Consider the following 23384-nt stretch of genomic DNA (forward strand, 5'->3'; position numbering starts at 1 on the left):
TATCATAAAACAATGGGAAAAATAAAAACACCTATTAACAAGAAGATCACAGATTATTTTGGTTATTATTGTATATGTACGATATAATAGAACTGTAGAATAGTGATATTTTCAAGCTTTCGTAGTTATACCTTATAACATCTAGAATCAACTTCATAAGAAAGTATTTGGGTAGAGCGTTTCAAAAATATGTACAGTAATGCGATTTTGAAAACGGATTCATGATTGTGTTGTACAGTTGGTTGTAAGGAGAGGGGAAACTATGGCAGAACAGACAGTCCGTGTAACCGTCGATGGTAAAGAATTTTCTGCATCAGGTGAAAAGACGATACTACAATTATTTAACGAGAGTAATTTGGAACATCCTCAAATTTGTCATGTACCAGAAGTAGATCCAATTCAAACTTGTGATACGTGTATTGTAGAAGTAAATGGAAAGTTATTGCGTGCTTGTTCAACGAAATTAGAGAACGGTATGCATATCGAAAGGCAGTCCCAGCGTGCAAAAGAGGCACAGACTGAGGCAATGGATCGAATATTAGAGAATCATCTACTGTATTGTACCGTTTGTGATAACAATAATGGTAACTGTAAAGTCCACAATACAGTACATATGATGGGAATTGAGGAACAGAAATATCCGTATGAGCCAAAAGTAAGTGCGTGTGAAGTGGATATGTCACATCCGTTTTATCGATATGATCCAAATCAATGTATTGCTTGTGGACAGTGTGTAGAAGTATGTCAAAACTTACAGGTTAATGAAACAATATCGATAGACTGGAGCTTAGACCGTCCACGTGTTATATGGGACAATGGTGTAAGTATAAATGACTCATCTTGTGTAAGTTGCGGGCAATGTGTAACAGTATGTCCATGTAATGCGTTGATGGAGAAATCAATGTTAGGTGAAGCTGGATTCATGACTGGATTGAAACCGGATGTGTTAGATCCGATGATTGATTTTGTAAAGGATGTAGAGCCTGGATATAGTAGTATTTTAGCAGTTTCAGAAGTAGAGGCTGCGATGCGTAAGACGAAAGTGAATAAAACAAAAACAGTTTGTACATTTTGTGGTGTAGGTTGTTCATTTGAAGTATGGACGAAAGACCGCCACATTTTGAAAGTACAGCCTGTTTCAGATGCGCCGGTTAACGGTATTTCCACATGCGTAAAAGGCAAATTTGGATGGGATTTTGTAAACAGTGAAGATCGAATTACAAAGCCATTAATTCGCCAAGGAGATATGTTTGTTGAAGCTTCATGGGAAGAGGCTCTTGAAGTTGTTGCATCCAATATGCAGCATATTAAATCAGAATATGGCAGTGATGCATTTGGGTTTATTTCTTCTTCAAAAGTAACGAATGAAGAAAATTATCTTATGCAAAAATTAGCCCGTCAAATATATGGAACGAATAATGTAGACAACTGTTCCCGTTATTGTCAATCTCCAGCAACAGACGGTTTATTTAAAACTGTCGGTATGGGCGGAGACGCTGGAACAGTGAAAGATATTGCGGAAGCTGGCCTTGTCATTATCGTTGGAGCAAATCCAACAGAAGGACATCCTGTACTTGCAACGCGTGTAAAACGTGCTCATAAATTACATGACCAAAAATTAATTGTGGCGGACCTTCGTAAACATGAAATGGCAGAGCGTGCGGATTTATTCATTCATCCGCGCCAAGGGACAGATTACGTATGGCTCGCTGGTATTACGAAATATATTATTGATCAAGATTGGCACGATAAAAAGTTCATAGCTGAAAATGTGAAGAATTTTGATGAATATAGCAAAATGGTAGAAAAGTATACGCTTGATTATACAGAAGAAATTACGGGGATTTCGAAAGAAAATCTGAAAGAAATGGCTCGTATGGTATATGAAGCAGATGGTACTTGTGTACTTTGGGGAATGGGTGTAACTCAAAATACTGGAGGAAGTACAACTTCAGCAGCAATTTCAAATCTATTGCTTGTTACGGGTAATTATCGTCGTCCTGGTGCAGGAGCATATCCATTACGCGGACATAATAACGTACAAGGCGCTTGTGATATGGCAACATTACCAAACTGGCTTCCAGGTTACCAAGCAGTTTCAGATGATGCGCTCCGTGCGAAATTTGAAAAAGCATACGGTACTACAATTCCGAAAGCACCAGGCTTAAATAATATTGCAATGTTACTTGCGGCAGATGAAGGAAAACTACGTGGTATGTATGTTATGGGTGAAGAAATGGCTTTAGTAGATTCGAATGCCAACCATGTACAACATATTTTAGAGAATTTAGATTTCCTTGTTGTTCAAGATATGTTCTTGTCGAAAACAGCTCGTTTTGCTGATGTTATTTTACCGGCAGCACCAAGCTTAGAAAAAGAGGGAACATTTACGAATACAGAGCGCCGTATTCAAAGATTATATGAAGTATTGAAGCCGCTTGGTGATTCAAAGCCAGACTGGTGGATTTTACAAAAAGTAGCTCGTGCACTTGGTGGGGACTGGAATTATGAAAATCCAAGTGAAATCATGGATGAAATTGCATCGCTTGCACCTTTATATTCTCAGGCAACATACGATCGTTTAGAAGGATGGAATAGTTTATGTTGGGGTAGCCATGATGGTAGCGATACACCACTATTATATGTGGACGGATTTAACTTCCCAGATAAACTAGCTCGTCTATCATTAGATGAATGGGTACCACCAGTTGTAGCGCCAGATGAGTATGATTTACTTTTAAATAATGGTCGTATGTTAGAACATTTCCATGAAGGGAATATGACGAATAAATCGGCTGGTATTTTATCTAAAGTATCTGAAGTGTTCGTTGAAATCTCGCCTGAACTTGCCCTAGAGCGCAATGTGAAAGATGGTGGTCTTGTAGAATTAGCATCACCATTTGGGAAAATTAAAGTACAGGCACTTGTTACAGATCGTGTAACGGGGAAAGAGCTATATTTACCGATGCATGCAACGGTAAATGAAGAGGCAATCAATATTTTAACTGGAACGGCGACAGATCTTTATACGTGTACACCAGCGTACAAACAAACGATGGTAAAGATGCGTGTATTACGTGAAAAAGGGAATCGTCCGTTACCATCTTCAAACCCGAGAGATAAAAAGCGTAATCCGCAAAACGGTGTTGAAATCCAGCAAAAATGGCAAAGAAAACAATACGTATCACTTGTGGACTAGGGGGCGGAGATAGTGGCGAAAGAAATTACTGTAATTAAAAAGAAAGTTGTAACAGAGGAAGAACAGAAACAGCAAGTAGCAGATGAACTTCTAAATGAGCTATCTAATAATCGTGAAGCAGTAGAAGAAACGATGCAGCTTTTAGCACAGTTGCAGAAGGCTGGTATATTAGATGCGGCAATTAGTTTACTTGCTGCGAAGGAAGATGTTTCAAAAATCGCTGTGGAGCAATTAAATCGTGAACCCGTTAAAAATGCGTTAAATAATATGATGGGGGCAGGAGAAGCGTTATCTTCAGTTGACCCAGAAATAACGAAGCAAATTACGTCAAGTTTAGTTACAGGATTGCAATTTGCAACAGATGAATTAAATAGTGGTAAAAAAACAAAAGTGATGGATTTCTTTAAAGTATTAAAAGATCCAGATATCAATAGAGCTATTACATTCGGTTTTAGCTTCTTGAAAGCATTTGGACAAGGGCTAGAGAAAAAATAGAATAAATGAAAAAGTGATGGGAAGTAGCCATCACTTTTTTCATTATATGTATAAGTGTGTTCATGTTAAGCGGAATATATTATTATTAAAAAGATGGATTAGAACTGGAAATATGGAATCCATCTCAAATACCGTTTTAGAATTTGGAGGAATATATGCAACACCGTAAAAAACTATCTATACCAGGAGTAATGAGACATTCCTTTCAAACAGTTAAATTTGCCTTTTGGAATGTATTAACTTTTCAACTTGCTTATAAATTATTAGCAGCGATTGTGTTTGTTCCGCTATTTGGAATCATTTTTAATAAGTTATTGTATTTTGGTGGTTATGCAAATGCGACAAATGATGAATTATTAGCGTTTTTAAAGACGCCTTATGGCATCTTAGCAATCGTAATTTTATCATTGTTAGCACTGTTTCTTATCTTTACAGAATTTGCGGTGCTTATTATTATTTCGTATTTCGCTCATAAAAGACAGAAGGTGAAATTACGTCCGATTTTATATAAAACGGTAACGTATTTACCTACTCTTTTCACATATTGCTTACCAGGATTTATTTTATATGCTGTCGTATTGTTGCCTCTTTTAAATATGGGATATGAAACGGCATTAATCCCGCAAATTCAAATTCCTAACTTTATTACAGGAGAACTGTTTAAGACAACGATGGGACAAGTTGGTTATTACACGTTCTTTGCTGTAGTCGCGTATTTGAATCTTCGATGGATTTTCGTTCTACCTATTGTTGTTTTAGAGCAAAAACCATTTCGCGTGGCAGCACGTAAAAGTGCAACTTTAGTAAAGGAAAGCTTTTTTAAAGTACTATTCTTTTTAGTAGGATTTTTTATCTCAATTGGAATTGTATATGTCGTGTTTTTGGGAATGTATTTATTGTGCCTATGGGGTGTTTATGAATTTACAAACCCGAAAGGAACATTTGCATTATTAGCTGAATCAACGATTTCTGTATTTTTAACGAGTACATTGTATTTATTCAGCTTTATCGTGACGCCATTTTATATTATGGCGATTACGCGATTATACTTACAAAAGGTACCGGTTGAAGATGTTTTATTAGAAGAAGGATTAGATTATTCGAAAACGAAAGCAGATAAATGCTTTTTCCAAAAACATCGTTGGAAATTCATTGGCGTATACATTGTAGGGATTATTACTGCGGGAATGGTCGTTGCCTTCATTGTAACGTTTATTTCAAATTCGTATAAAGAACCGATTATTATGGCGCACCGCGGGTATATATCAAAAGGCGTAGAAAATACGAAAGAAGCTGTGCAAGGTGCTATTGATGCAAAAGCAGACTACGCTGAAATAGATGTATTACAAACGAAAGACGGTGAGCTAGCGGTTATACATGATTTGAAGCTGAAACGTCTCGCAAATGCTAATGTGCATGTGTCAGATTTAACGATGGCGGAGTTAAGGCAGCTTACCCTTAGTCAAGATGGACTTTCAGGACAAATAAGTACACTTGATGAAATCATTAAGCTAGCAAATGGCAAAATCAAACTTAATATAGAAGTGAAGCTTCATGGGGGCGAAAAAGATTTTGTAAACAAAGTCTTAAAAACGATTAAAGATAATGAATTTGAGAAGCAATGTGTAATTCAAACGTTACACTATCCACTTATTAAAGAGTTTAAGCGTGCAAATCCAGATATAAAAGTAGGGTATATACTGTATGCAAGTAGAGCTAACTTAAAGAATGTGAAGGCTGACTTTTACGTAGCAGAAGAATATATGTTAAATAAGAAATTAGTAAAAGAAGCAAGGAAGTTAAACAAACCAATTTACGTATGGACAGTAAATGATATGGAAAATTTAAAGGCATATTATAAGTTAAACGTAGATGGTATTATAACCGATTACCCTGAAGATGCACGTGAAACAATTAAGATGTTAAAAGAGCAAGAAGCGGAAGAAAGTGATCTGTTTGATAAAATTACTGAAACGACAGATGATTTATTTTCTAAGTTATTTATAAGTTACCCAGCTGCTAGCTAAATGCTAGCAGCTGTTTTTTTGTGAAAAGAATATATTTCTAAAGTATTGAGTAAAGTAATAACTGTATATGTATACGTTATCGCTTAGGTTTCTTACATTGTTAAATTATTGTCAAATAATAAATGATTGCTATTTATTTTGAAGCAGTATAATAAAAATAGAGTGAAAGATAATGGAATGACACGAAACCCCTAATAGAATCAATGTTTTATATATTTACACTATTCTAAATATAAAAACTTTAGGAAAATGATATGTTAGCGTTTTCATAACTTTTAAGTTATGCTAGAATAAGGACATAAGTTATTAATTATTACAAAAAGAAAAAAGAATCTCTTTTTTCTGTTAATTATAAGGGGGCATTTCATTATGCGTATTGGGGTACCAGCAGAAATTAAAAACAACGAAAACCGTGTGGCAATGACACCAGCAGGTGTTGTACATTTAATTCGTAACAATCACGAAGTATTCATTCAAAAGGGTGCAGGTTTAGGGTCTGGTTTCACAGATGCTCAGTATGTTGAAGCAGGAGCAAAAATTGTTGATACAGCTGAAGAAGCTTGGAATATGGAAATGGTTATGAAAGTTAAGGAACCAATTGAAAGCGAATACAAACACTTCAGTGAAGGCTTAATCTTGTTCACATACTTACACTTAGCTCCAGAGCCAGAATTAACAAAAGCTTTAATCGAGAAAAAAGTTGTTTCTATCGCATATGAAACAGTACAATTAGAAAACCGTTCATTACCATTACTTGCACCTATGAGTGAAGTAGCTGGTCGTATGGCTGCACAAATTGGTGCACAATTCCTTGAGAAAAACAAAGGCGGTAAAGGTATCTTACTTGCAGGTGTTCCAGGGGTTAAACGTGGTAAAGTAACAATCATCGGTGGTGGACAAGCTGGTACAAATGCTGCTAAAATTGCAGTTGGACTAGGTGCGGATGTAACAATCATCGACTTAAGTGCAGAACGTCTTCGTCAATTAGATGACATTTTCGGAAACCAAGTAAAAACTTTAATGTCTAATCCTTACAATATTGCAGAAGCTGTTAAAGAGTCTGATCTTGTAATCGGTGCAGTATTAATCCCAGGTGCAAAAGCTCCAAAACTTGTAACAGAAGAAATGATTAAATCAATGGAACCAGGTTCTGTTGTTGTAGATATCGCGATTGACCAAGGTGGTATTTTCGAAACAACTGACCGTATTACAACTCATGATAACCCAACTTACGAAAAACACGGCGTTGTTCATTATGCAGTTGCAAACATGCCAGGTGCGGTTCCACGTACATCAACTCTTGCATTAACAAACGTAACAGTACCATATGCAGTACAAATTGCTAACAAAGGCTACAAAGAAGCTTGCCTAGGCAACTCTGCATTACTAAAAGGTATTAACACATTAGATGGCTATGTAACATTCGAAGCAGTTGCAGAAGCTCACGGTGTAGAGTACAAAGGTGCTAAAGAATTATTAGAAGCAGAAACAGTATCTTGCTAATAGAAGCATTATACAAAACAAAATCGAACAATATATAAAACAACATGATAAGAGCTAAGAGTGAAGATCTCTTAGCTCTTCTTGGCAAAAGGGGGCATACATCGTGGCCAACCTATTTAAAAAGAAATCCGTTACGCAATTGTTAGGGGAAAGTAAAAGTAAAACTTTGACGAAAACGCTAGGGGCATTTGACCTAACAATGCTAGGGATTGGTGCGATAATTGGTACAGGAGTTCTAGTATTAACTGGATTAGTAGCAGCAAGAGATGCTGGTCCAGCAGTTATTTTTTCATTCATGATTGCAGCCATCGTTTGTGGATTTGCAGCATTATGTTACGCAGAGGTGGCTTCTACACTTCCTGTTTCAGGTAGTGTGTACACATACTCATATGCAACAATTGGTGAGTTTGTAGCTCATTTAATGGGATGGACATTACTATCCGTATATGTTGTAACGACTGCCGCAGTAGCTGGCGGATGGACTGGTTACTTCCATAACTTAGTGAGTGGATTAGGGCTTGAAATTCCAAAAGCACTGCTAACGATTCCGTCTCAAGGTGGTATGGTGAATTTACCAGCAGTTATCGTTACATTAGTTATAACTTGGTTATTATCAAGAGGTACGAAAGAAAGTAAACGCGTGAATAACATAATGGTATTAATTAAAATTGGTATCGTTGTTTTATTCATTGCAGTTGGTGTATTCTACGTGAAACCAGAAAACTGGATACCATTTGCACCGTACGGTTTAAGTGGAGTTTTCGCGGGGGGAGCAGCAGTATTCTTTGCTTTCTTAGGATTTGATGCATTAGCAACTTCTGCTGAAGAGGTAAAAAATCCGCAACGTGATCTACCGATTGGTATTATCGCTTCGTTAGTCATTTGTACAATCATTTATGTTGTAGTTTGTCTCGTTATGACGGGTATGGTTTCTTATAAAGAATTAGATGTACCAGAAGCTATGGCATATGTGTTAGAAGTTGTAGGACAAGATAAAGTAGCAGGTGTAATCGCAATTGGAGCTGTAATTGGTATTATGGCAGTAATTTTTGCTTACATTTATGCAACGACACGTGTATTCTTTGCGATGAGCCGTGACGGTTTATTGCCAGAATCTTTCGCGAAAATTAATAAAAAGACAGAAGCGCCAACATTTACAGTTTGGTTAACAGGAATTGGTAGTGCTTTAATTGCTGGATTTATCGATTTAAAAGAATTGTCGAATTTAGCGAATATTGGAGCGTTGTTAACATTTGCGATGGTTGGTGTGTCAGTTATTATTCTTCGTAAAACACATCCAAAATTACAACGTGGATTTATGGTACCACTTGTACCGATCTTGCCGATTATTTCGATTGCATGTTGTCTATTCTTAATGGTAAATCTACCATTAAAAACATGGATGTACTTCGGTGCTTGGTTAGCAATTGGAGTAGTTGTATACTTTGTTTATTCGAAAAAACATAGTCATTTAAAAGACGATGGAAGTTCGCAGGATAATTTAGAACAAGCTAATTAAAAGCTTAATTAAAAGCTTAATTAAAAGGGATATAAGTATAGTAAGCCTTGTGCGTCTAGGGAGCGCGCAAGGCTTTTTCTTTTGTTGAAATAAAGGGAATGTATATTACTTGTTGAATTTTTATGTCGGAATATGAAAAAAGGGTGGGAGCAAAATGGAAGAAACAAAAGTTGTAGTTGGAGCAGAGGGTTATAATAATAACCCTGGTTGGTTACATACGAATGAAGAAGAATTAAATTTATTACGGAGAGAAACTTGGCTTGATAAATTTCAACCTAATTCTTTATCAGTAATTTTGGCAGAACATGTATGGGAGCATTTATCATATGAAGAAGGAATTGAAGCTGCAAAAATTTGTTATGAGTTTTTAATGGAGAATGGATATATTCGTTGTGCAGTACCAGATGCATTTTTTCCAGATGAAGAATATCAGCAAGGGGTACAAGTAGGTGGACCTGGTCCATTAGATCATCCTGCAGCAAGCCATAAAATTGTTCATAACTATAAAACAATCACGTCCATGTTTGAATCAGCAGGTTTTCAAGTGAGGCTCTTAGAATACTGTGATGAGAATGGTAAGTTTCACTATAATGATTGGAATGAGAAAGGTGGATTTATTTATCGTTCGAAACGTTTTGACCATAGAAATCGGGATAATCGGTTAGGATTTGTTTCTTTAATTGTGGATGCGGTGAAAATGAAAAGTAAGTAAAAAGGGGTGTGCGAATTGTGCATCCTTTTTTGTATGAGAATATAGAGGATGCGAAAAATATGTATATGACTTATTAAAATGTGAACGGAATGTTCATAAAAAAAATTCAGATTTCATTGACACATATGAGTAGGCGCTCATATAATAAGAGTATAAGATATATGAATGATTGTTCATATGTTCAATTAAAGAGGTGAGCTATAATGGCTGGAAATAAAGTAGAAACACCACAAGAGACATGTTCTCAAACGATAATTCATGAAGAAGTTGTAGAGCAAGTAAAACAAACAATTCCAACTGATGAAAGTTTAAGTAAAGTAGCAGAACTATTTAAAGTATTAGGTGACCGTACACGTACGAGAATATTACATGCGCTATTTGAAGCTGAAATGTGCGTTTGTGATTTAGCTTATTTATTAGGAATGACACAATCATCTATTTCGCATCAGCTTCGTGTGTTAAAGCAAGCGAAACTTGTGAAGAATCGTAAAGAAGGAAAGGTTGTTTATTATTCGTTAGCTGACCAGCACGTAATTCATATCTTCGAGCAAGCGTTTGAACACGTAAACGAAGAAGAATAAAAAGAACGCGAGGAGGGAGAACGATGGCTGAAGCGTTAGTGAAAAAGAAACTGATGTTAGAAGGTTTAGATTGTGCGAATTGTGCAATGAAAATTGAAAAAGGTGTTGGGAATATAGAAGGAGTAAATTCTTGCTCTGTAAACTTTGCAACAAAGACACTGATTTTAGAAACGGCACAAAACAAAGAAAACGAAGTTGTTACGGAAGCAAAACAACTCGTTACAAAATTAGAACCGCATATTAAAGTGCAAGAAGAACAAAAAAATAAAATTGCTAAAGAAGTATTTATATTAGAAGGTTTAGATTGCGCGAACTGTGCAATGAAAATTGAAAATAAAGTTAAGGAAATGCCAGCTGTCTCAGAAGCAACTGTTGATTTCGTATCGAAGAAACTACGAGTAGAAGTTGCGAATAAAAGAGAACTAGAAGCGACTGTAGCAAATATAACAAATGTCGTTCAAAAGTTAGAGCCAGACGTGAAAGTTGTTCGTGAAGAGAAGAACGATCATGACCACGGGCATAGTCATGATCATGGTGAAGCAAATGTGAAAAAGATGGTAGGGAGATTAGTGGTCGGCGGAATTTTGACAGCAATTGCTGCATTAGCGGGCTTACCACAAATGGTAACAATTCCGTTATTCGTCCTTGCTTATTTATTAATAGGTGGAGATATCGTTTGGAGAGCGGTAAGAAACATAACTCGTGGCCAAGTATTTGATGAAAACTTCTTAATGGCAATTGCAACTGTAGGAGCTTTTGCAATTCAACAATACTCAGAAGCTGTAGCAGTAATGCTATTTTATCAAGTAGGAGAACTATTCCAAAGCATTGCGGTAAACCGCTCTCGAAAATCAATTACTTCATTAATGGATATTCGTCCTGATTATGCGAATGTAAAGGTTGGAAATGAAACGAAACAAGTATCACCAGAAGATGTACAAATTGGCGATTATATTATCGTTAAGCCAGGTGAGAAAGTGCCGTTAGACGGAAAAGTAATTGAAGGAACATCAATGGTAGATACTTCAGCATTAACAGGTGAATCTGTACCACGTGAAGTTGAAGTTGGAAATGATGTATTAAGTGGCTTTGTGAACCAAAACGGTGTGTTGACAATTGAAGTTACAAAAGAATTCGGTGAATCAACTGTATCGAAAATTTTAGATTTAGTTCAAAATGCAAGCAGTAAAAAAGCACCAACGGAAAACTTTATTACGAAGTTTGCACGTTACTACACTCCAGTTGTAGTTATTACAGCGGCAATCATGGCATTTATTCCACCACTTATTTTAGAAGGAGCTACATTCTCTGAGTGGATTTATAGAGCTTTAGTGTTCTTAGTAATCTCTTGTCCATGTGCGTTAGTTGTATCCATTCCTCTTGGATTCTTTGGAGGTATTGGTGGTGCATCTAAAAGTGGTGTGTTAGTAAAAGGTAGTAACTATTTAGAAGCTTTAAATGATGTGAAATATATTGTTTTTGACAAAACAGGAACATTAACAAAAGGTGTTTTCAAAGTTACAAAAATGGAACCGAGCGAAGGTACTACAAGTGAAGAGTTATTAGAGTATGCGGCATTTGCTGAAGTATATTCTAACCATCCAATTGCCCAATCTATTCGAAAGGCATATGGAAAATCAATTGATGAAAAAATAATCGATGATTATAACGAAATTTCTGGTCACGGTACAGTCGTAAAAGTACAAGGAAAAGAAATTTTTGCAGGTAATGCAAAATTAATGAGAAAAGAAAATATTGAATTTAAGCAACCAGAAACAGTAGGTACATTAGTTCACGTTGCTGTAGATGGAAGATATGCAGGTTATATTGTTATCTCTGATGAGGTAAAAGAGGATTCGAAACAAGCGATTCAAAAGTTAAAAGAACTAGGTATTAAAAAGACAGTAATGTTAACTGGTGATGCAAAACCAGTTGGTGAAGCTGTTGGTAAAGAATTAGGCTTAGATGAAGTTCATGCGGAATTACTACCGCAACAAAAAGTAGAAGAGATTGAAAAAATTGATGCAGCGAAGCACGGAAAAGAAAAAATTGCCTTCGTTGGTGACGGTATTAACGATACACCAGTATTAGCCCGTGCAGACGTTGGTATTGCGATGGGTGGTTTAGGGTCAGATGCAGCAATTGAAGCGGCAGACATCGTTATTATGACTGATGAGCCTTCAAAAATTGCGACAGCTGTAAAAATTGCAAAACGCACAAGAAGTATAGTGTGGCAAAATATCATCTTTGCTCTAGGTGTAAAAGGGATCGTTTTATTACTTGGTGCCTTTGGTATTGCAACAATGTGGGAAGCTGTTTTCTCAGATGTTGGTGTGACACTACTTGCAGTGTTAAATGCAATGCGTGTATTACGAGTGAAAGATTTATAAAAAAGAGGACGCGAACCGCGTCCTCTTTTTTATTGGTGATTTTGTTGAAATTGACTCAATAAAATAATATCAAATATTATTTTACTTTAAAATAGTATAATATTAAAATTTACAAATAAAATACATTCGTCTTATTATTTTAATATATTTTTTACAAATATCCATATAGTATTGAAAAAACAGAGAAGGGGAAACTTCTCTGTTTACTTTTGTATGTTTTTTTCAACTTGTTCTCGAACTGTTTGAATGTAATTCATTTTATGATCCCAGCACTCTTGGCTTAAATCGACAGGGTATTCTTCAGGGTTTAAAGTTCGCATATATTCTTCCCAAAATAGAGAGAGGCTCTGTTCATTATATTTTTGAATATCTAATATACTTGGTAGTTCATATGTTCTTTCACCGTTAACGAAAATGTCTTTATGCAGTTCACGGGCTTCAAAGTTTGTTACGAATTTACTTATATATGTGTGAACTGGATGGAACATTTTTAAGCGCTCTTCTTTTCCTGGTTCTTCAGAATCTAACGCAATATAATCGCCTTCTGCATGATCGTTAACCCGATTGATAATACGATAAATTCGTTTCAGTCCTGGAGTGGTAATTTTTTCAGGGTTAGATGAAATTTTAATTGTATCATTTAATTTTCCGTCAGTATCTTCAATCGCAACGAGTTTGTAAACAGCCCCCAATGCAGGTTGCTCAAAGGACGTAATTAATTTCGTTCCAACGCCCCATACGTCAATTTTTGCTCCTTGAGATTTAAGGTGCATAATTGTGTATTCATCTAAATCGCTAGAAGCGATAATTTTTGTATTTGTAAACCCTGCTTCATCTAGTAGTTTTCGTGCCTTTTTCGATAAATAAGCCATATCACCACTATCAAGACGTATGCCATAGAAATCAATACGATCCCCAAATTCTTTTGCAACACGAATCGCATTTGGAACACCAGATTTCAATGTGTCATATGTATCAACGAGAAAGACGCACTTTTTATGAGTTTCAGCGTATTTTTTAAACGCGACGTATTCATCGCGATATGCTTGAACGAAAGAGTGAGCGTGTGTGCCAGCTACAGGAATCCCAAAGCGTTTCCCAGCACGAACGTTGCTTGTAGAGGAGAAACCACCAATAAAGGCAGCACGCGTCCCCCAAAGGGCAGCATCGAACTCATGGGCACGTCTTGTGCCGAACTCTAAAAGCTCATCATTACTTGCAGCATGTTTCATACGTGCTGCTTTTGTGGCAATTAATGTTTGGTAATTCACAATATTTAAGAGGGCAGTCTCAATAATTTGTGCTTCACCAAGTGGTGCATCAACACGTAATAAAGGCTCGTTATTAAATACAACTTCACCTTCTTGCATACTGCGAATCATCCCAGTGAATTTCATATTTTGTAAATAATGAAGGAATTCTTCTTCGAATTGTAATTCTGCTAAGTAAGCGATATCGCTTTCAGTAAAACTGAAATTTTCTATGTACTCTACAATTTTCTCAAGGCCAGCAAAAACAGCGTAGCCGTTCTCAAATGGAAGCTTTCGAAAATATAAATCAAAAACAGAACGGCGATTATGAATACCATCTTTCCAATATGTATAAGCCATGTTGATTTGATATAGGTCTGTATGTAAGGCATAACTATCATCTTTATAATGAGTCATCGCGAGAACACCTCCATAATTTGGTTATAGTATACCAATTTTTCACCATTCGTAGCAAAGAAGAGATATTGATGTGAAGTCAAGAGAGAAAAAAATGAAATTATGCATATTTTTTAGAAAATTTATATTTATCAATTTATATTTCTCCAAATTTTATGTATTATTAGAGTAATGGGGGTAATGAGAATGGAGGAGGACAATGCAACAAACATTAGAAAAAATAGGCAAACAAGTCTTTTATAAACGGCTCCAGCAAAAAATGACACAAGAAGAATTATGTCAGGGCATTTGTTCTGTCTCATACTTAAGTAAGATCGAAAATGGAAAGATCGAAGCATCAGAAGAAATTCTACAATTGCTCTGCACAAGACTAGAAATTGCTGTGACGGATTTGAGAGATGTAGAAGAAGATGTGAAGGGGAAGCTAGATGAATGGTTAAATGCACTAGTTCATTTAGACAAGCAACAAGTAGAACGTATATATGAAGAGTTGCAAGGTGAAATGAAGCATGTGTTGGATTTTGAAATTATAAATTATTATAAACTGCTGTATACACGTTATTTAATTATGAAAAGGGATATTTCTGCACTCGAAGAAGAATTAGATAAGTTGAAGAAGGTATATAAAAAATATTCTCCATTTCAGAAGTTGTTATATATGTATAGTAGAGGATTATTGTGCTGTTTACAGTATAGATGGAAGGATGGGCTAGATTACTTATTAAAAACAGAAGTAATGGCCAAAGAACAAGGGTATCATGAAACAGGCTTGTATTATAATATAGCGCTTGCATATACTCATTTAGATATTCATCATCTTGCAATTCATTTTGTAAATATGGCATTAGAAGGATTTCGTAGTGAATATAAGTTTAGAAACATAATTAATTGCCAAATCCTTATTGCGGTAAGTTATACAGAAAAAGGTCAGTATGAAGAAGCTTTAAAAATGTATGAGAGTATATTGAGAGAGGCCACATCTTTTGCTGATAAGGATGTACTATTAGCTATTACTTTAAGTAATATGGGAAGTATCTATTATAAAAAAGGTAAATATCAGCAAGCGAAAAAATATTATTTAGATAGTCTACAACTTCAAAAACAAATAGATTTAAACTATTTAGATACAATATACGAAATGGCATTAGTATGCATTAAATTAGAAGAATTGGAAGAGGCAAGGACATTAATTGATAAGGGAATTGATGCAGCAAAACAGGAAGAGAGATTTAATGCAAAATTATATTTGCTTTTAATGCTTAGATATAAATATTTTGAAGAAGCAAAAGATTATAAAGCATTTTTGGAAAATGAGGCTATCCCGTTGTATAAATCTGCAGGAAATAAAATAGAATTAAAGAAAGTATACGTTGAACTAGCAGAACATTTTTCCAGTTTATCGAGATTTGAAGAAAGTAATCGATATTATAGGTTAGTTATTGATTTAATGAATGATAATAAGGAGGAATAAACATGAAAAAGATGGTATTTGGAGTATTGGCGTTTATATTGACTCTTACAGTTGCTGGAGGAATACATCAATATAGCAGTAAACCTGACATTGTTGGTCAACAAGCTAAAACTGTTGAACAAGTTAATTTATAATCTCCACCCTTTCCAATCGGAAAGGGTTTTTTCAATATTTGTTCCTCAAAATTCTACAAAACTTGAGAAATAAATTAATTGAATTTTTAGTATATTAATAGTGAAAACATAATGCTAATATGAAACTACTCTTTTTCAAAAAAATTTTTATTAGGGGGAAGGTTCATGAAAAAGAAAAGTTTAGCGTTAGTGTTAGCGACAGGAATGGCAGTTACAACGTTTGGAGGGACAGGCTCTGCATTTGCGGATTCTAAAAATGTACTCTCTACGAAGAAGTACAATGAGACAGTACAGTCACCTGAGTTTATTTCTGGTGATCTAACTGGAGCGACTGGTAAGAAAGCGGAATCTGTTGTGTTTGATTACTTAAATGCAGCAAAAGGTGATTACAAGCTAGGGGAAAAGAGTGCGCAAGATTCTTTCAAAGTGAAACAAGTGAAGAAAGATGCTGTAACTGATTCAACAGTAGTACGTATGCAACAAGTTTACGAAGGAGTACCTGTATGGGGTTCTACTCAAGTAGCTCACGTAAGTAAAGACGGTTCTTTAAAAGTATTGTCTGGAACAGTTGCACCTGATTTAGACAAGAAGGAAAAGTTGAAAAATAAAAATAAGATTGAAGGCGCAAAAGCGATTGAAATCGCGCAGCAAGATTTAGGGGTAACACCGAAATATGAGGTAGAACCAAAAGCGGACTTATATGTATATCAAAATGGTGAAGAAACAACATATGCATACGTTGTAAATCTAAACTTCTTAGATCCAAGTCCAGGAAACTACTACTATTTCATTGAGGCAGACAGCGGTAAAGTATTAAATAAATATAATAAATTGGATCATGTAACAAATGAAGATAAATCACCAGTTAAGCAAGAGGCTCCTAAACAGGATGCGAAAGCAGTAGTAAAACCTGTAACAGGAACAAATAAAGTAGGGACTGGTAAAGGTGTATTAGGAGATACGAAATCACTTAATACAACGTTATCTGGTTCATCTTACTACTTACAAGATAATACGCGCGGGGCAACAATTTTCACATATGATGCGAAAAATCGTACTACATTGCCAGGAACTTTATGGGTAGATGCAGATAATGTTTTCAATGCAGCGTATGATGCAGCGGCAGTAGATGCTCATTACTATGCAGGTAGAACATATGATTATTATAAAGCTACATTTAACAGAAACTCTATTAATGATGCAGGAGCACCATTAAAATCGACAGTTCATTACGGAAGTAAGTATAATAATGCATTCTGGAATGGCTCACAAATGGTATACGGAGATGGTGATGGTGTAACATTCACTTCATTATCTGGTGGAATTGATGTAATTGGTCACGAATTAACGCATGCTGTTACTGAAAATAGCTCGGACTTAATTTATCAAAATGAATCAGGAGCGCTAAATGAAGCAATTTCTGATATTTTTGGTACTTTAGTAGAATTCTATGATAACCGTAACCCGGATTGGGAGATTGGTGAAGATATTTATACGCCTGGTAAAGCAGGAGATGCGCTTCGCTCTATGAGTGATCCAGCAAAATACGGTGATCCAGACCATTATTCTAAGCGTTACACTGGTACTAGTGATAACGGTGGGGTTCATACAAACAGTGGTATCATTAACAAACAAGCTTATTTATTAGCAAATGGTGGTACGCATTCGGGTGTAACTGTAACGGGCATTGGTAAAGATAAGTTAGGTGCAATTTATTACCGTGCAAACACACAATATTTCACGCAATCTACTACATTTAGCCAAGCTCGTGCTGGTGCAGTACAAGCTGCAGCTGATTTATATGGTGCGACTTCTGCGGAAGTAGCAGCAGTTAAGCAATCATTTAGTGCTGTTGGTATTAACTAAGGATTAAAGGATAGCTATTAATAAAATACCTCAAAAATAAAGAAGGAGCCTATGCTCCTTCTTTATTTTTTTCTCCATTTTTTCCACAAATAATATAATCCGATACAACCTGCAATTGTCACAATCCACTTTGCTTCATTTGTTCCGTTCATGACATGATAGGCAGAATATACTTCGATTAACAATGCCGGTATTTTCCCTATTGTGCTGGCAATACTGAAGGAGAGTAATGACATCTTACCTAGAGCCGCAAATAAAGTCACGATACTTGATGGGATGAAAGGTATCAAGCGAAACGATAGAACGAGTAGAAAGGCCTCTCTACCTTCTACATAAAGAAGACGCTCTACCTTTGGGTATTTATTTACTTTATCGTGAGTGAACTTTTGAAGGCCCATGCGGTAAATATAAAACGAGATAATAGCCCCTAATGCTTCGCCTGCGATCGAAATAACAGTACCATTTGTTACGCCAAAGAGCTGTATATTAATGGCGGTTAAAAAAATACTAGGGATAAAACCTAAAAGACTAATGATGATGTTAATTAAGATACTAAGTGGAATTGCGATTGAATAGTATTCTGTTAAGAAATTTTGAATCGTTTCAGCCATTGTTTAAAATCCTTTATCTTTTTTTGCATTACACCACATTTCGTTTGTATAGGCAAGGGTAAATTTACATAATGTAGAAAAACGTTGATAAGAAGGTATCTTTATACCTTATATGGGTATTAGGTATATGAAAATAGGGGTATTTTAAAATATTTTTAAAAATACTATAAAAACCTTTGTATAAAAGAGTTTTATAGTTATGTTATCTATGGTTTTATCTGGGAAATAATCGAAAAATATAGGGGGTATATATTATAAAAGGCAAAAAATAGAGGGTTGATGAAATTGCTGGGGTAAATATGGAAAAATAGATGAAAAAAATGAAAACTGATAGATTTTTTCGTTGTGAAATTGACTTTTAGTGAAGTTGCGATAATAATCATGGAAGAGGTGATATGATGAAACGAATAAGTAGTCTTTTCTTCAGTAGTTTATTGGCATTAATGCTGATCTTAAGCGGATGTGCAGGAAAAGAACAAAAAACAGAGAAACAGACAGGGAATCAAGCTACATCGGTAGAAAAAATTAGTGATAATATTTTAGATGAAATGGAAGGACCACCTAAAAATGGTCATACGATTGAAAGACATGTAGGCAAGTCAGAAGAGGATTTGAAGAATCGCTTGAAGACAGATAAAGTGTCAGCCGCAAGTACATACTATGATAAAGAAACAGCGACGAAAGCTGTAAAAGATAGCTTGAAGCAACATGACAAGGAAATTCAAGATTGGTTAAAAAATTCTAAAGAGGCTCGTCTCGTATTAAATACAACTCATTCATTTCCTGTTGGAAAAACGGTAATAAAGAAAAATATGAGTGTAAAAGACAAGTTGGTAAAAACTGTTACTGTTTTAGCAAGAGATAAGTCAGGAGAATTAGGGTTTAAGATTATTACTTCTTATCCATCTGATAAATAAGAAGGGGGAGTACATTATGTATACGACATTACAATACTTTCTTAAATCGTACTGTACGTTAAGTATTCATGAGGATGAAATAGTAAGCGTGATGGAAGAGTTTATTGAACAAGAAGACGAAGAAATTGTTTTGAAATTACGTGATGAATTAATAAATATGAAGAAAAAGAACGCGTGGGAAGAGGCGTGTGTATTAGCTGCGAAGCAAGGAAATCGTATGTGGTCTTTAGAAGAAACGAAAGACCATCTTGAAACTTTTTTACTATTACTGCAAAAGAAAAAGGCGTGATTAAATCACGCCTTTTTCTTTATGCTATTCGGTTGATATTATCTATTCTTTTGGAGCGCTTTTATATACGCTTTTTGAAATTTGTCCATTTGATATTACTTCCCCGTTTTGTGTTACTTTTTTATACGTAACCGCGGTGATTTTATCACTAGTTCTACTAATTACTTGAGAAGAAACTTCAACATTTTTACCAGTATTTGTACCGAAAATGCGTGTAGTAATACTACCTCCATTTGAAAATGCTTGAATATAAATATGATTGCCTGTATTATTTTTAAATTTTAAATCTGGACCATAATCTGCTACTGCTGCATCTTGCCCAAGTGGTAAATAATTTACTGGCATAGAATGATTGCTTCGAGAAACAATGCCTAAATCTGCCCTTAAAGCTGCACTGTATAATGTACTACTGACTTGGCAAACTCCTCCGCCTGCACTTTGTATTACTTTACCTTGTGAATATACTGCTGCAGATTTATAACCATGTGCAGCATCAGTTACGCCAACGCGACCGTTAAAACTAAATGTTTCATCAGGTGCGACAATAACCCCACTTAAAGTATTAGCTGACTTATTTACGTTAAATGATTGATTTCCGTTACGGCCAGCCATTGGAGTAGAATATTCAGCAATGACTTCTTTAATACCCATTTTCTGTATGTCTTCTGTAGAACGTTCTGGTTTTATGAATGTAACTGGTAATGTAACATCTGATTTACCAGTAGTAATAGCTTCATTTGTTAAACCGCTTAGTTTCCCTTTATCAATTTTTTCTCCGTTTTGGCTTTGACTAATATTTACTGTTGAGCCTTCAATACTTAATTCTGCGTTAACAGGATTTTTTAATGTTTCATTATATTTATCTTTTATAAAGGTTTCATAAGCTGTTGCATTTAATTGTGGTGTTAATTTATAGTCACGTTTTAATTCACCGTTTTCAGCTTGCTTACGCATTTTGTAACGATTCATTACGTTTCCTTCTTGTTCTTTGAAGATTTTGTCAATAATATCTTTCTCTTTATAATTTATCCCTAAATCTTTCCATGTGTAAGTTTGTTTATCGTTTTGGAATATGTAGGTAAGGGATTTTTGATCTAACTCAGTTACCTTTTGATTAATAATTGCTTGAATATCCTTCTTATTTTTTCCGTCGAGAGAAATACCTTCAAATGTAGTATTTGGTAATACAGTAGTATCTAATTGATTATTTAATTTGGATACATATTGATATCCCCCAACACCGCCTACACAAAGTAATATGCCCCCAGCAATTGCAGAACCAATCAGTATTTTACTTAGCTTCATTTATTTCCCCCCAGAAATTTATGTATAAATATATGTATTACATTTTTTGTATAAAAATGATGAAAATAACATTATGTACGTACTAGTATACTATTATTTTCATTGTGTGTGTAATGTTTTCATAAAAAATGTTACACCGCTGTAATAATTGTCACTTCTTGTCACAATGTGTATGAAAAATATGTTGAAAAATATAATAAAAAGGCTGTCTAGAAAGATCTAGCAGCCTTTTTATTATAATTTTTTATGTTCATTTTTATTCGTAACACCGAGATGTTTTTGAAGGGTAGTTGAAATAGTATCGACGCTTTTTTCATTTGGAACGTAATAATAAATACCACCTATATATTTATCTGTACCCTCTACTTGCATTTTTTCCATTTTTAAATTTGAATCCATTGAATTTTTTGTAATTGTCATCATATCATCAAAAGTTAAATTAGTTTTTAAATCTTTATCGACAGCGTCTAGTAGGCCACCGATTTTATTAATGGAATTAAGAGATAGTGCCTTTTCAGCAATGGCCTCTAATACAAGCTGTTGACGTTGACCACGCATATAATCACTATCGATATGACGAGTTCTAGCTAGTGCCAGTGCCTCTTCTCCATTTAAATGTTGACGTCCTTTTTTTAGATGAATGGCATCTGCTTCATCTTTACTATTTTGCTCTGTGAACTCAACTGGAACGTCTACAGTAATACCACCAAGAGAATCAACAATTTTAATAAAGGATTTAAAATTGAATTTTACATAGTAGTCAACTGGAACATCTAAAAAGTTCTCTACCGTATCAATTGTGCTGTCTACACCACCGAATACGTGCGCATGTGTGATTTTATCGTATTTATCACGTGATTTAATGTAGACGCGTGAGTCACGTGGAATGCTTACAAGTTTAACGGATTTATCGTTTTTATTAATTGTTGCAAGTAATAACGCATCTGTTCGAGTTGCTTTTCCATAACCTTTTTCCCTAATATCACTTTCATCAACACCCATAATTAGTACGGAAATATTGTCGGTCATAGGTTTAACAGCTTTTTCACGTTTACTGGACTTATCTCCTCGACCTAGTTCAGCATAAGCATTATTTAAGACGGACTTTGCTTTACTGTATATATGGAAGGAGTAGCCCCCTGCTCCAAGTGCTACAATTAGTAATGGAATAAGAAGGAACCAAAGTAGGCGTTTTTTCTTTGAGCGTCCTTTTTTGGCTCGCGTATTGTTGTTTGTGTCGGATTTCATCATTTTTTCTCCTTTAAAACTATCAAAGTGTATACATTTAGAAGTGTATTCAAACACATAAAAAATATTTTACGCTAAATAAAAGCGATTGTACATGTATAAAAAATAGATGTCTTGATTATTTATAAGACACCTATTCGTTATTGTATACAAAAGATAGGGATAAGAAAATGATAAAATTTTACCTAATTACAACATAATGCTTACGATAATTGCAGATAAAATACTAACGAGAGTAGCTCCATATAGTAATTTAAGGCCAAACCTCGCAACAACGTTTCCTTGTTCTTCGTTTAGTCCTTTTACCGCACCTGAAATAATACCAATGGAAGAAAAATTGGCAAAAGATACAAGGAAAACAGAAATAATACCAACTGTACGGGGAGAAAGGCTATTAGAAATTTTACTAAGGTCCATCATTGCGACAAATTCATTCGTTACAAGCTTCGTTGCCATAATGCTGCCAGCCGCGACAATTTCAGAACTTGGTACACCGATAAGGAATGCGATAGGTGCAAATACATAGCCGATTAATTGTTGGAACGTAATACCGAATATAATGAGGAACAGGTCATTAATACAACTAATTAATGCGACGAATCCGATGAGCATAGCGCCGACAACAATGGCTACACGAAAACCATCAAGAATGTATTCTCCAAGCATTTCAAAAAAGCTTTGTTTTTCACCTTTGATTTCTAAAATATCTTCGTCATCTTTAACGTCGTAAGGGTTAATGATGAGTATGATAATAAAACCGCTAAATAAATTGAGAACGAGTGCAGTTACTACATATTTAGGTTCAATCATTGTCATATAGGCACCTACGATAGACATAGATACGGTTGACATAGCAGAGGCACAAAGTGTATAAAGACGGTGTTTTGGAATTTGAGCTAATTGTTTTTTCACTGTAATAAAAACTTCTGATTGGCCGACAATGGCAGAGGCGATAGCGTTGTAAGATTCTAATTTACCAAGACCATTTATTTTACTAAGAAAGTACCCGATCCAACGAATAAAAAATGGTAGTATTTTGAAATGTTGTAATATACCAATTAAAACAGAAATAAAGACGATTGGTAATAATACAGTAAGGAAAAATGGCATTTCACCTTTATTTGCAAGACCACCAAATACGAAATTTATTCCATCAGCAGCATACTCGAGTAGCTTGGTAAACAAACTGGAAATGATTCTAATAAGTATGAGGCCGATTTCTGTATTTAATAGTAAATAGGTTAAAATTAACTGTATAATAAGCATGATAAAAATTGGTTTAAATTTAATATGCTTCTTATTATTGCTAGCAATATAAGCGAGCAAGAAAACAACAATTAGTCCGACGAAAAAAGTAATGAATTTCATGGTAAGCCCCCTAAAAGAGATATTCTGCTATATATGTTTTTCATTTCAAGGGAGAATATGCATCTTTGGTAAAGAAAGGAAT

18 protein-coding genes are annotated in these 23384 nt (G+C 35.1%); 13 read left to right on the top strand and 5 right to left on the bottom strand.

All coding sequences use genetic code 11. From position 1 onward, the window contains the following. Positions 1-262: 262 nt before the first annotated feature. The 8 genes from fdhF to ACTFSL_RS13815 all read left to right on the top strand — a co-directional run bounded on the left by fdhF (position 263) and on the right by ACTFSL_RS13815 (position 12426). Positions 263-3199 carry a formate dehydrogenase subunit alpha gene (fdhF, locus tag ACTFSL_RS13780; RefSeq protein ID WP_440041859.1) on the top strand — a complete coding sequence of 979 codons (2937 nt, stop codon included), beginning with the start codon at positions 263-265 and terminating at the stop codon, positions 3197-3199. Positions 3200-3211: 12 nt separating this feature from the next. Further along, positions 3212-3694, top strand: coding sequence for a DUF1641 domain-containing protein (locus tag ACTFSL_RS13785; protein ID WP_001040540.1), 483 nt, complete (start codon positions 3212-3214; stop codon positions 3692-3694). A 155-nt stretch (positions 3695-3849) separates the two neighbouring features. Continuing rightward, positions 3850-5721 carry a glycerophosphodiester phosphodiesterase gene (locus ACTFSL_RS13790; RefSeq protein ID WP_001164717.1) on the top strand — a complete coding sequence of 624 codons (1872 nt, stop codon included), beginning with the start codon at positions 3850-3852 and terminating at the stop codon, positions 5719-5721. Positions 5722-6090: 369 nt separating this feature from the next. Beyond that, on the top strand, positions 6091-7224 hold the full coding sequence (ald, locus tag ACTFSL_RS13795; protein ID WP_001219742.1) for an alanine dehydrogenase: 1134 nt from the start codon (positions 6091-6093) through the stop codon (positions 7222-7224). Between the two features lie 103 nt (positions 7225-7327). Beyond that, positions 7328-8743 carry an amino acid permease gene (locus ACTFSL_RS13800; RefSeq protein ID WP_001284893.1) on the top strand — a complete coding sequence of 472 codons (1416 nt, stop codon included), beginning with the start codon at positions 7328-7330 and terminating at the stop codon, positions 8741-8743. A 154-nt stretch (positions 8744-8897) separates the two neighbouring features. Next, complete coding sequence (locus tag ACTFSL_RS13805) at positions 8898-9455, top strand: class I SAM-dependent methyltransferase (protein WP_440041861.1); 558 nt, start codon at positions 8898-8900, stop codon at positions 9453-9455. Positions 9456-9658: 203 nt separating this feature from the next. After that, positions 9659-10036, top strand: coding sequence for an ArsR/SmtB family transcription factor (locus ACTFSL_RS13810; protein WP_000918378.1), 378 nt, complete (start codon positions 9659-9661; stop codon positions 10034-10036). 23 nt (positions 10037-10059) lie between these two features. After that, positions 10060-12426 (top strand): heavy metal translocating P-type ATPase, encoded by a 2367-nt coding sequence (locus tag ACTFSL_RS13815; RefSeq protein ID WP_440041863.1) that lies wholly within the window; start codon positions 10060-10062, stop codon positions 12424-12426. 203 nt (positions 12427-12629) lie between these two features. On the opposite strand, the gene ACTFSL_RS13820 is transcribed toward ACTFSL_RS13815, so the two are convergent. Then, a complete protein-coding gene (locus tag ACTFSL_RS13820) occupies positions 12630-14093 on the bottom strand; it encodes a nicotinate phosphoribosyltransferase (RefSeq protein WP_061456765.1) in 1464 nt (487 codons plus the stop codon). A 199-nt stretch (positions 14094-14292) separates the two neighbouring features. Here ACTFSL_RS13820 and ACTFSL_RS13825 point away from each other — a divergent pair, with 199 nt between their 5' ends. From ACTFSL_RS13825 to ACTFSL_RS13835, 3 genes are all read left to right on the top strand, one after another. Next, positions 14293-15564, top strand: coding sequence for a tetratricopeptide repeat protein (locus tag ACTFSL_RS13825; protein WP_001187961.1), 1272 nt, complete (start codon positions 14293-14295; stop codon positions 15562-15564). Positions 15565-15566: 2 nt separating this feature from the next. Next, on the top strand, positions 15567-15698 hold the full coding sequence (nprX, locus tag ACTFSL_RS13830) for a quorum-signaling peptide NprX (protein WP_000738910.1): 132 nt from the start codon (positions 15567-15569) through the stop codon (positions 15696-15698). Between the two features lie 165 nt (positions 15699-15863). After that, a complete protein-coding gene (locus ACTFSL_RS13835) occupies positions 15864-17564 on the top strand; it encodes a M4 family metallopeptidase (RefSeq protein WP_000730383.1) in 1701 nt (566 codons plus the stop codon). 62 nt (positions 17565-17626) lie between these two features. Here the strand turns inward: ACTFSL_RS13835 and ACTFSL_RS13840 are convergent, their stop codons facing one another. After that, on the bottom strand, positions 17627-18175 hold the full coding sequence (locus ACTFSL_RS13840) for a TVP38/TMEM64 family protein (RefSeq protein ID WP_000852222.1): 549 nt from the start codon (positions 18173-18175) through the stop codon (positions 17627-17629). A 398-nt stretch (positions 18176-18573) separates the two neighbouring features. Here ACTFSL_RS13840 and ACTFSL_RS13845 point away from each other — a divergent pair, with 398 nt between their 5' ends. Together ACTFSL_RS13845 and ACTFSL_RS13850 are read left to right on the top strand one after the other, a co-directional pair. After that, positions 18574-19092, top strand: coding sequence for an RNase A-like domain-containing lipoprotein (locus ACTFSL_RS13845; RefSeq protein ID WP_000822694.1), 519 nt, complete (start codon positions 18574-18576; stop codon positions 19090-19092). Positions 19093-19108: 16 nt separating this feature from the next. Next, entirely contained in the window at positions 19109-19381 is a 273-nt protein-coding gene (locus ACTFSL_RS13850) for a hypothetical protein (protein ID WP_000288803.1), read from the top strand. Positions 19382-19423: 42 nt separating this feature from the next. On the opposite strand, the gene ACTFSL_RS13855 is transcribed toward ACTFSL_RS13850, so the two are convergent. The 3 genes from ACTFSL_RS13855 to ACTFSL_RS13865 all read right to left on the bottom strand — a co-directional run bounded on the left by ACTFSL_RS13855 (position 19424) and on the right by ACTFSL_RS13865 (position 23302). After that, the gene (locus ACTFSL_RS13855; RefSeq protein WP_000777369.1) at positions 19424-20686 is read right to left on the bottom strand and encodes a VanW family protein; all 1263 of its coding nucleotides are present in this window, start codon (positions 20684-20686) and stop codon (positions 19424-19426) included. A gap of 234 nt (positions 20687-20920) precedes the next feature. Further along, entirely contained in the window at positions 20921-21937 is a 1017-nt protein-coding gene (locus ACTFSL_RS13860; RefSeq protein WP_002163841.1) for an LCP family protein, read from the bottom strand. A 186-nt stretch (positions 21938-22123) separates the two neighbouring features. Then, positions 22124-23302, bottom strand: a complete 1179-nt coding sequence (locus ACTFSL_RS13865; RefSeq protein WP_000668866.1) for a NupC/NupG family nucleoside CNT transporter — start codon at positions 23300-23302, stop codon at positions 22124-22126. Between the last annotated feature and the right edge of the window lie 82 nt (positions 23303-23384).

It is taken from the genome of Bacillus cereus group sp. MYBK108-1 (assembly GCF_051917185.1).
Classification (GTDB): domain Bacteria; phylum Bacillota; class Bacilli; order Bacillales; family Bacillaceae_G; genus Bacillus_A; species Bacillus_A cereus.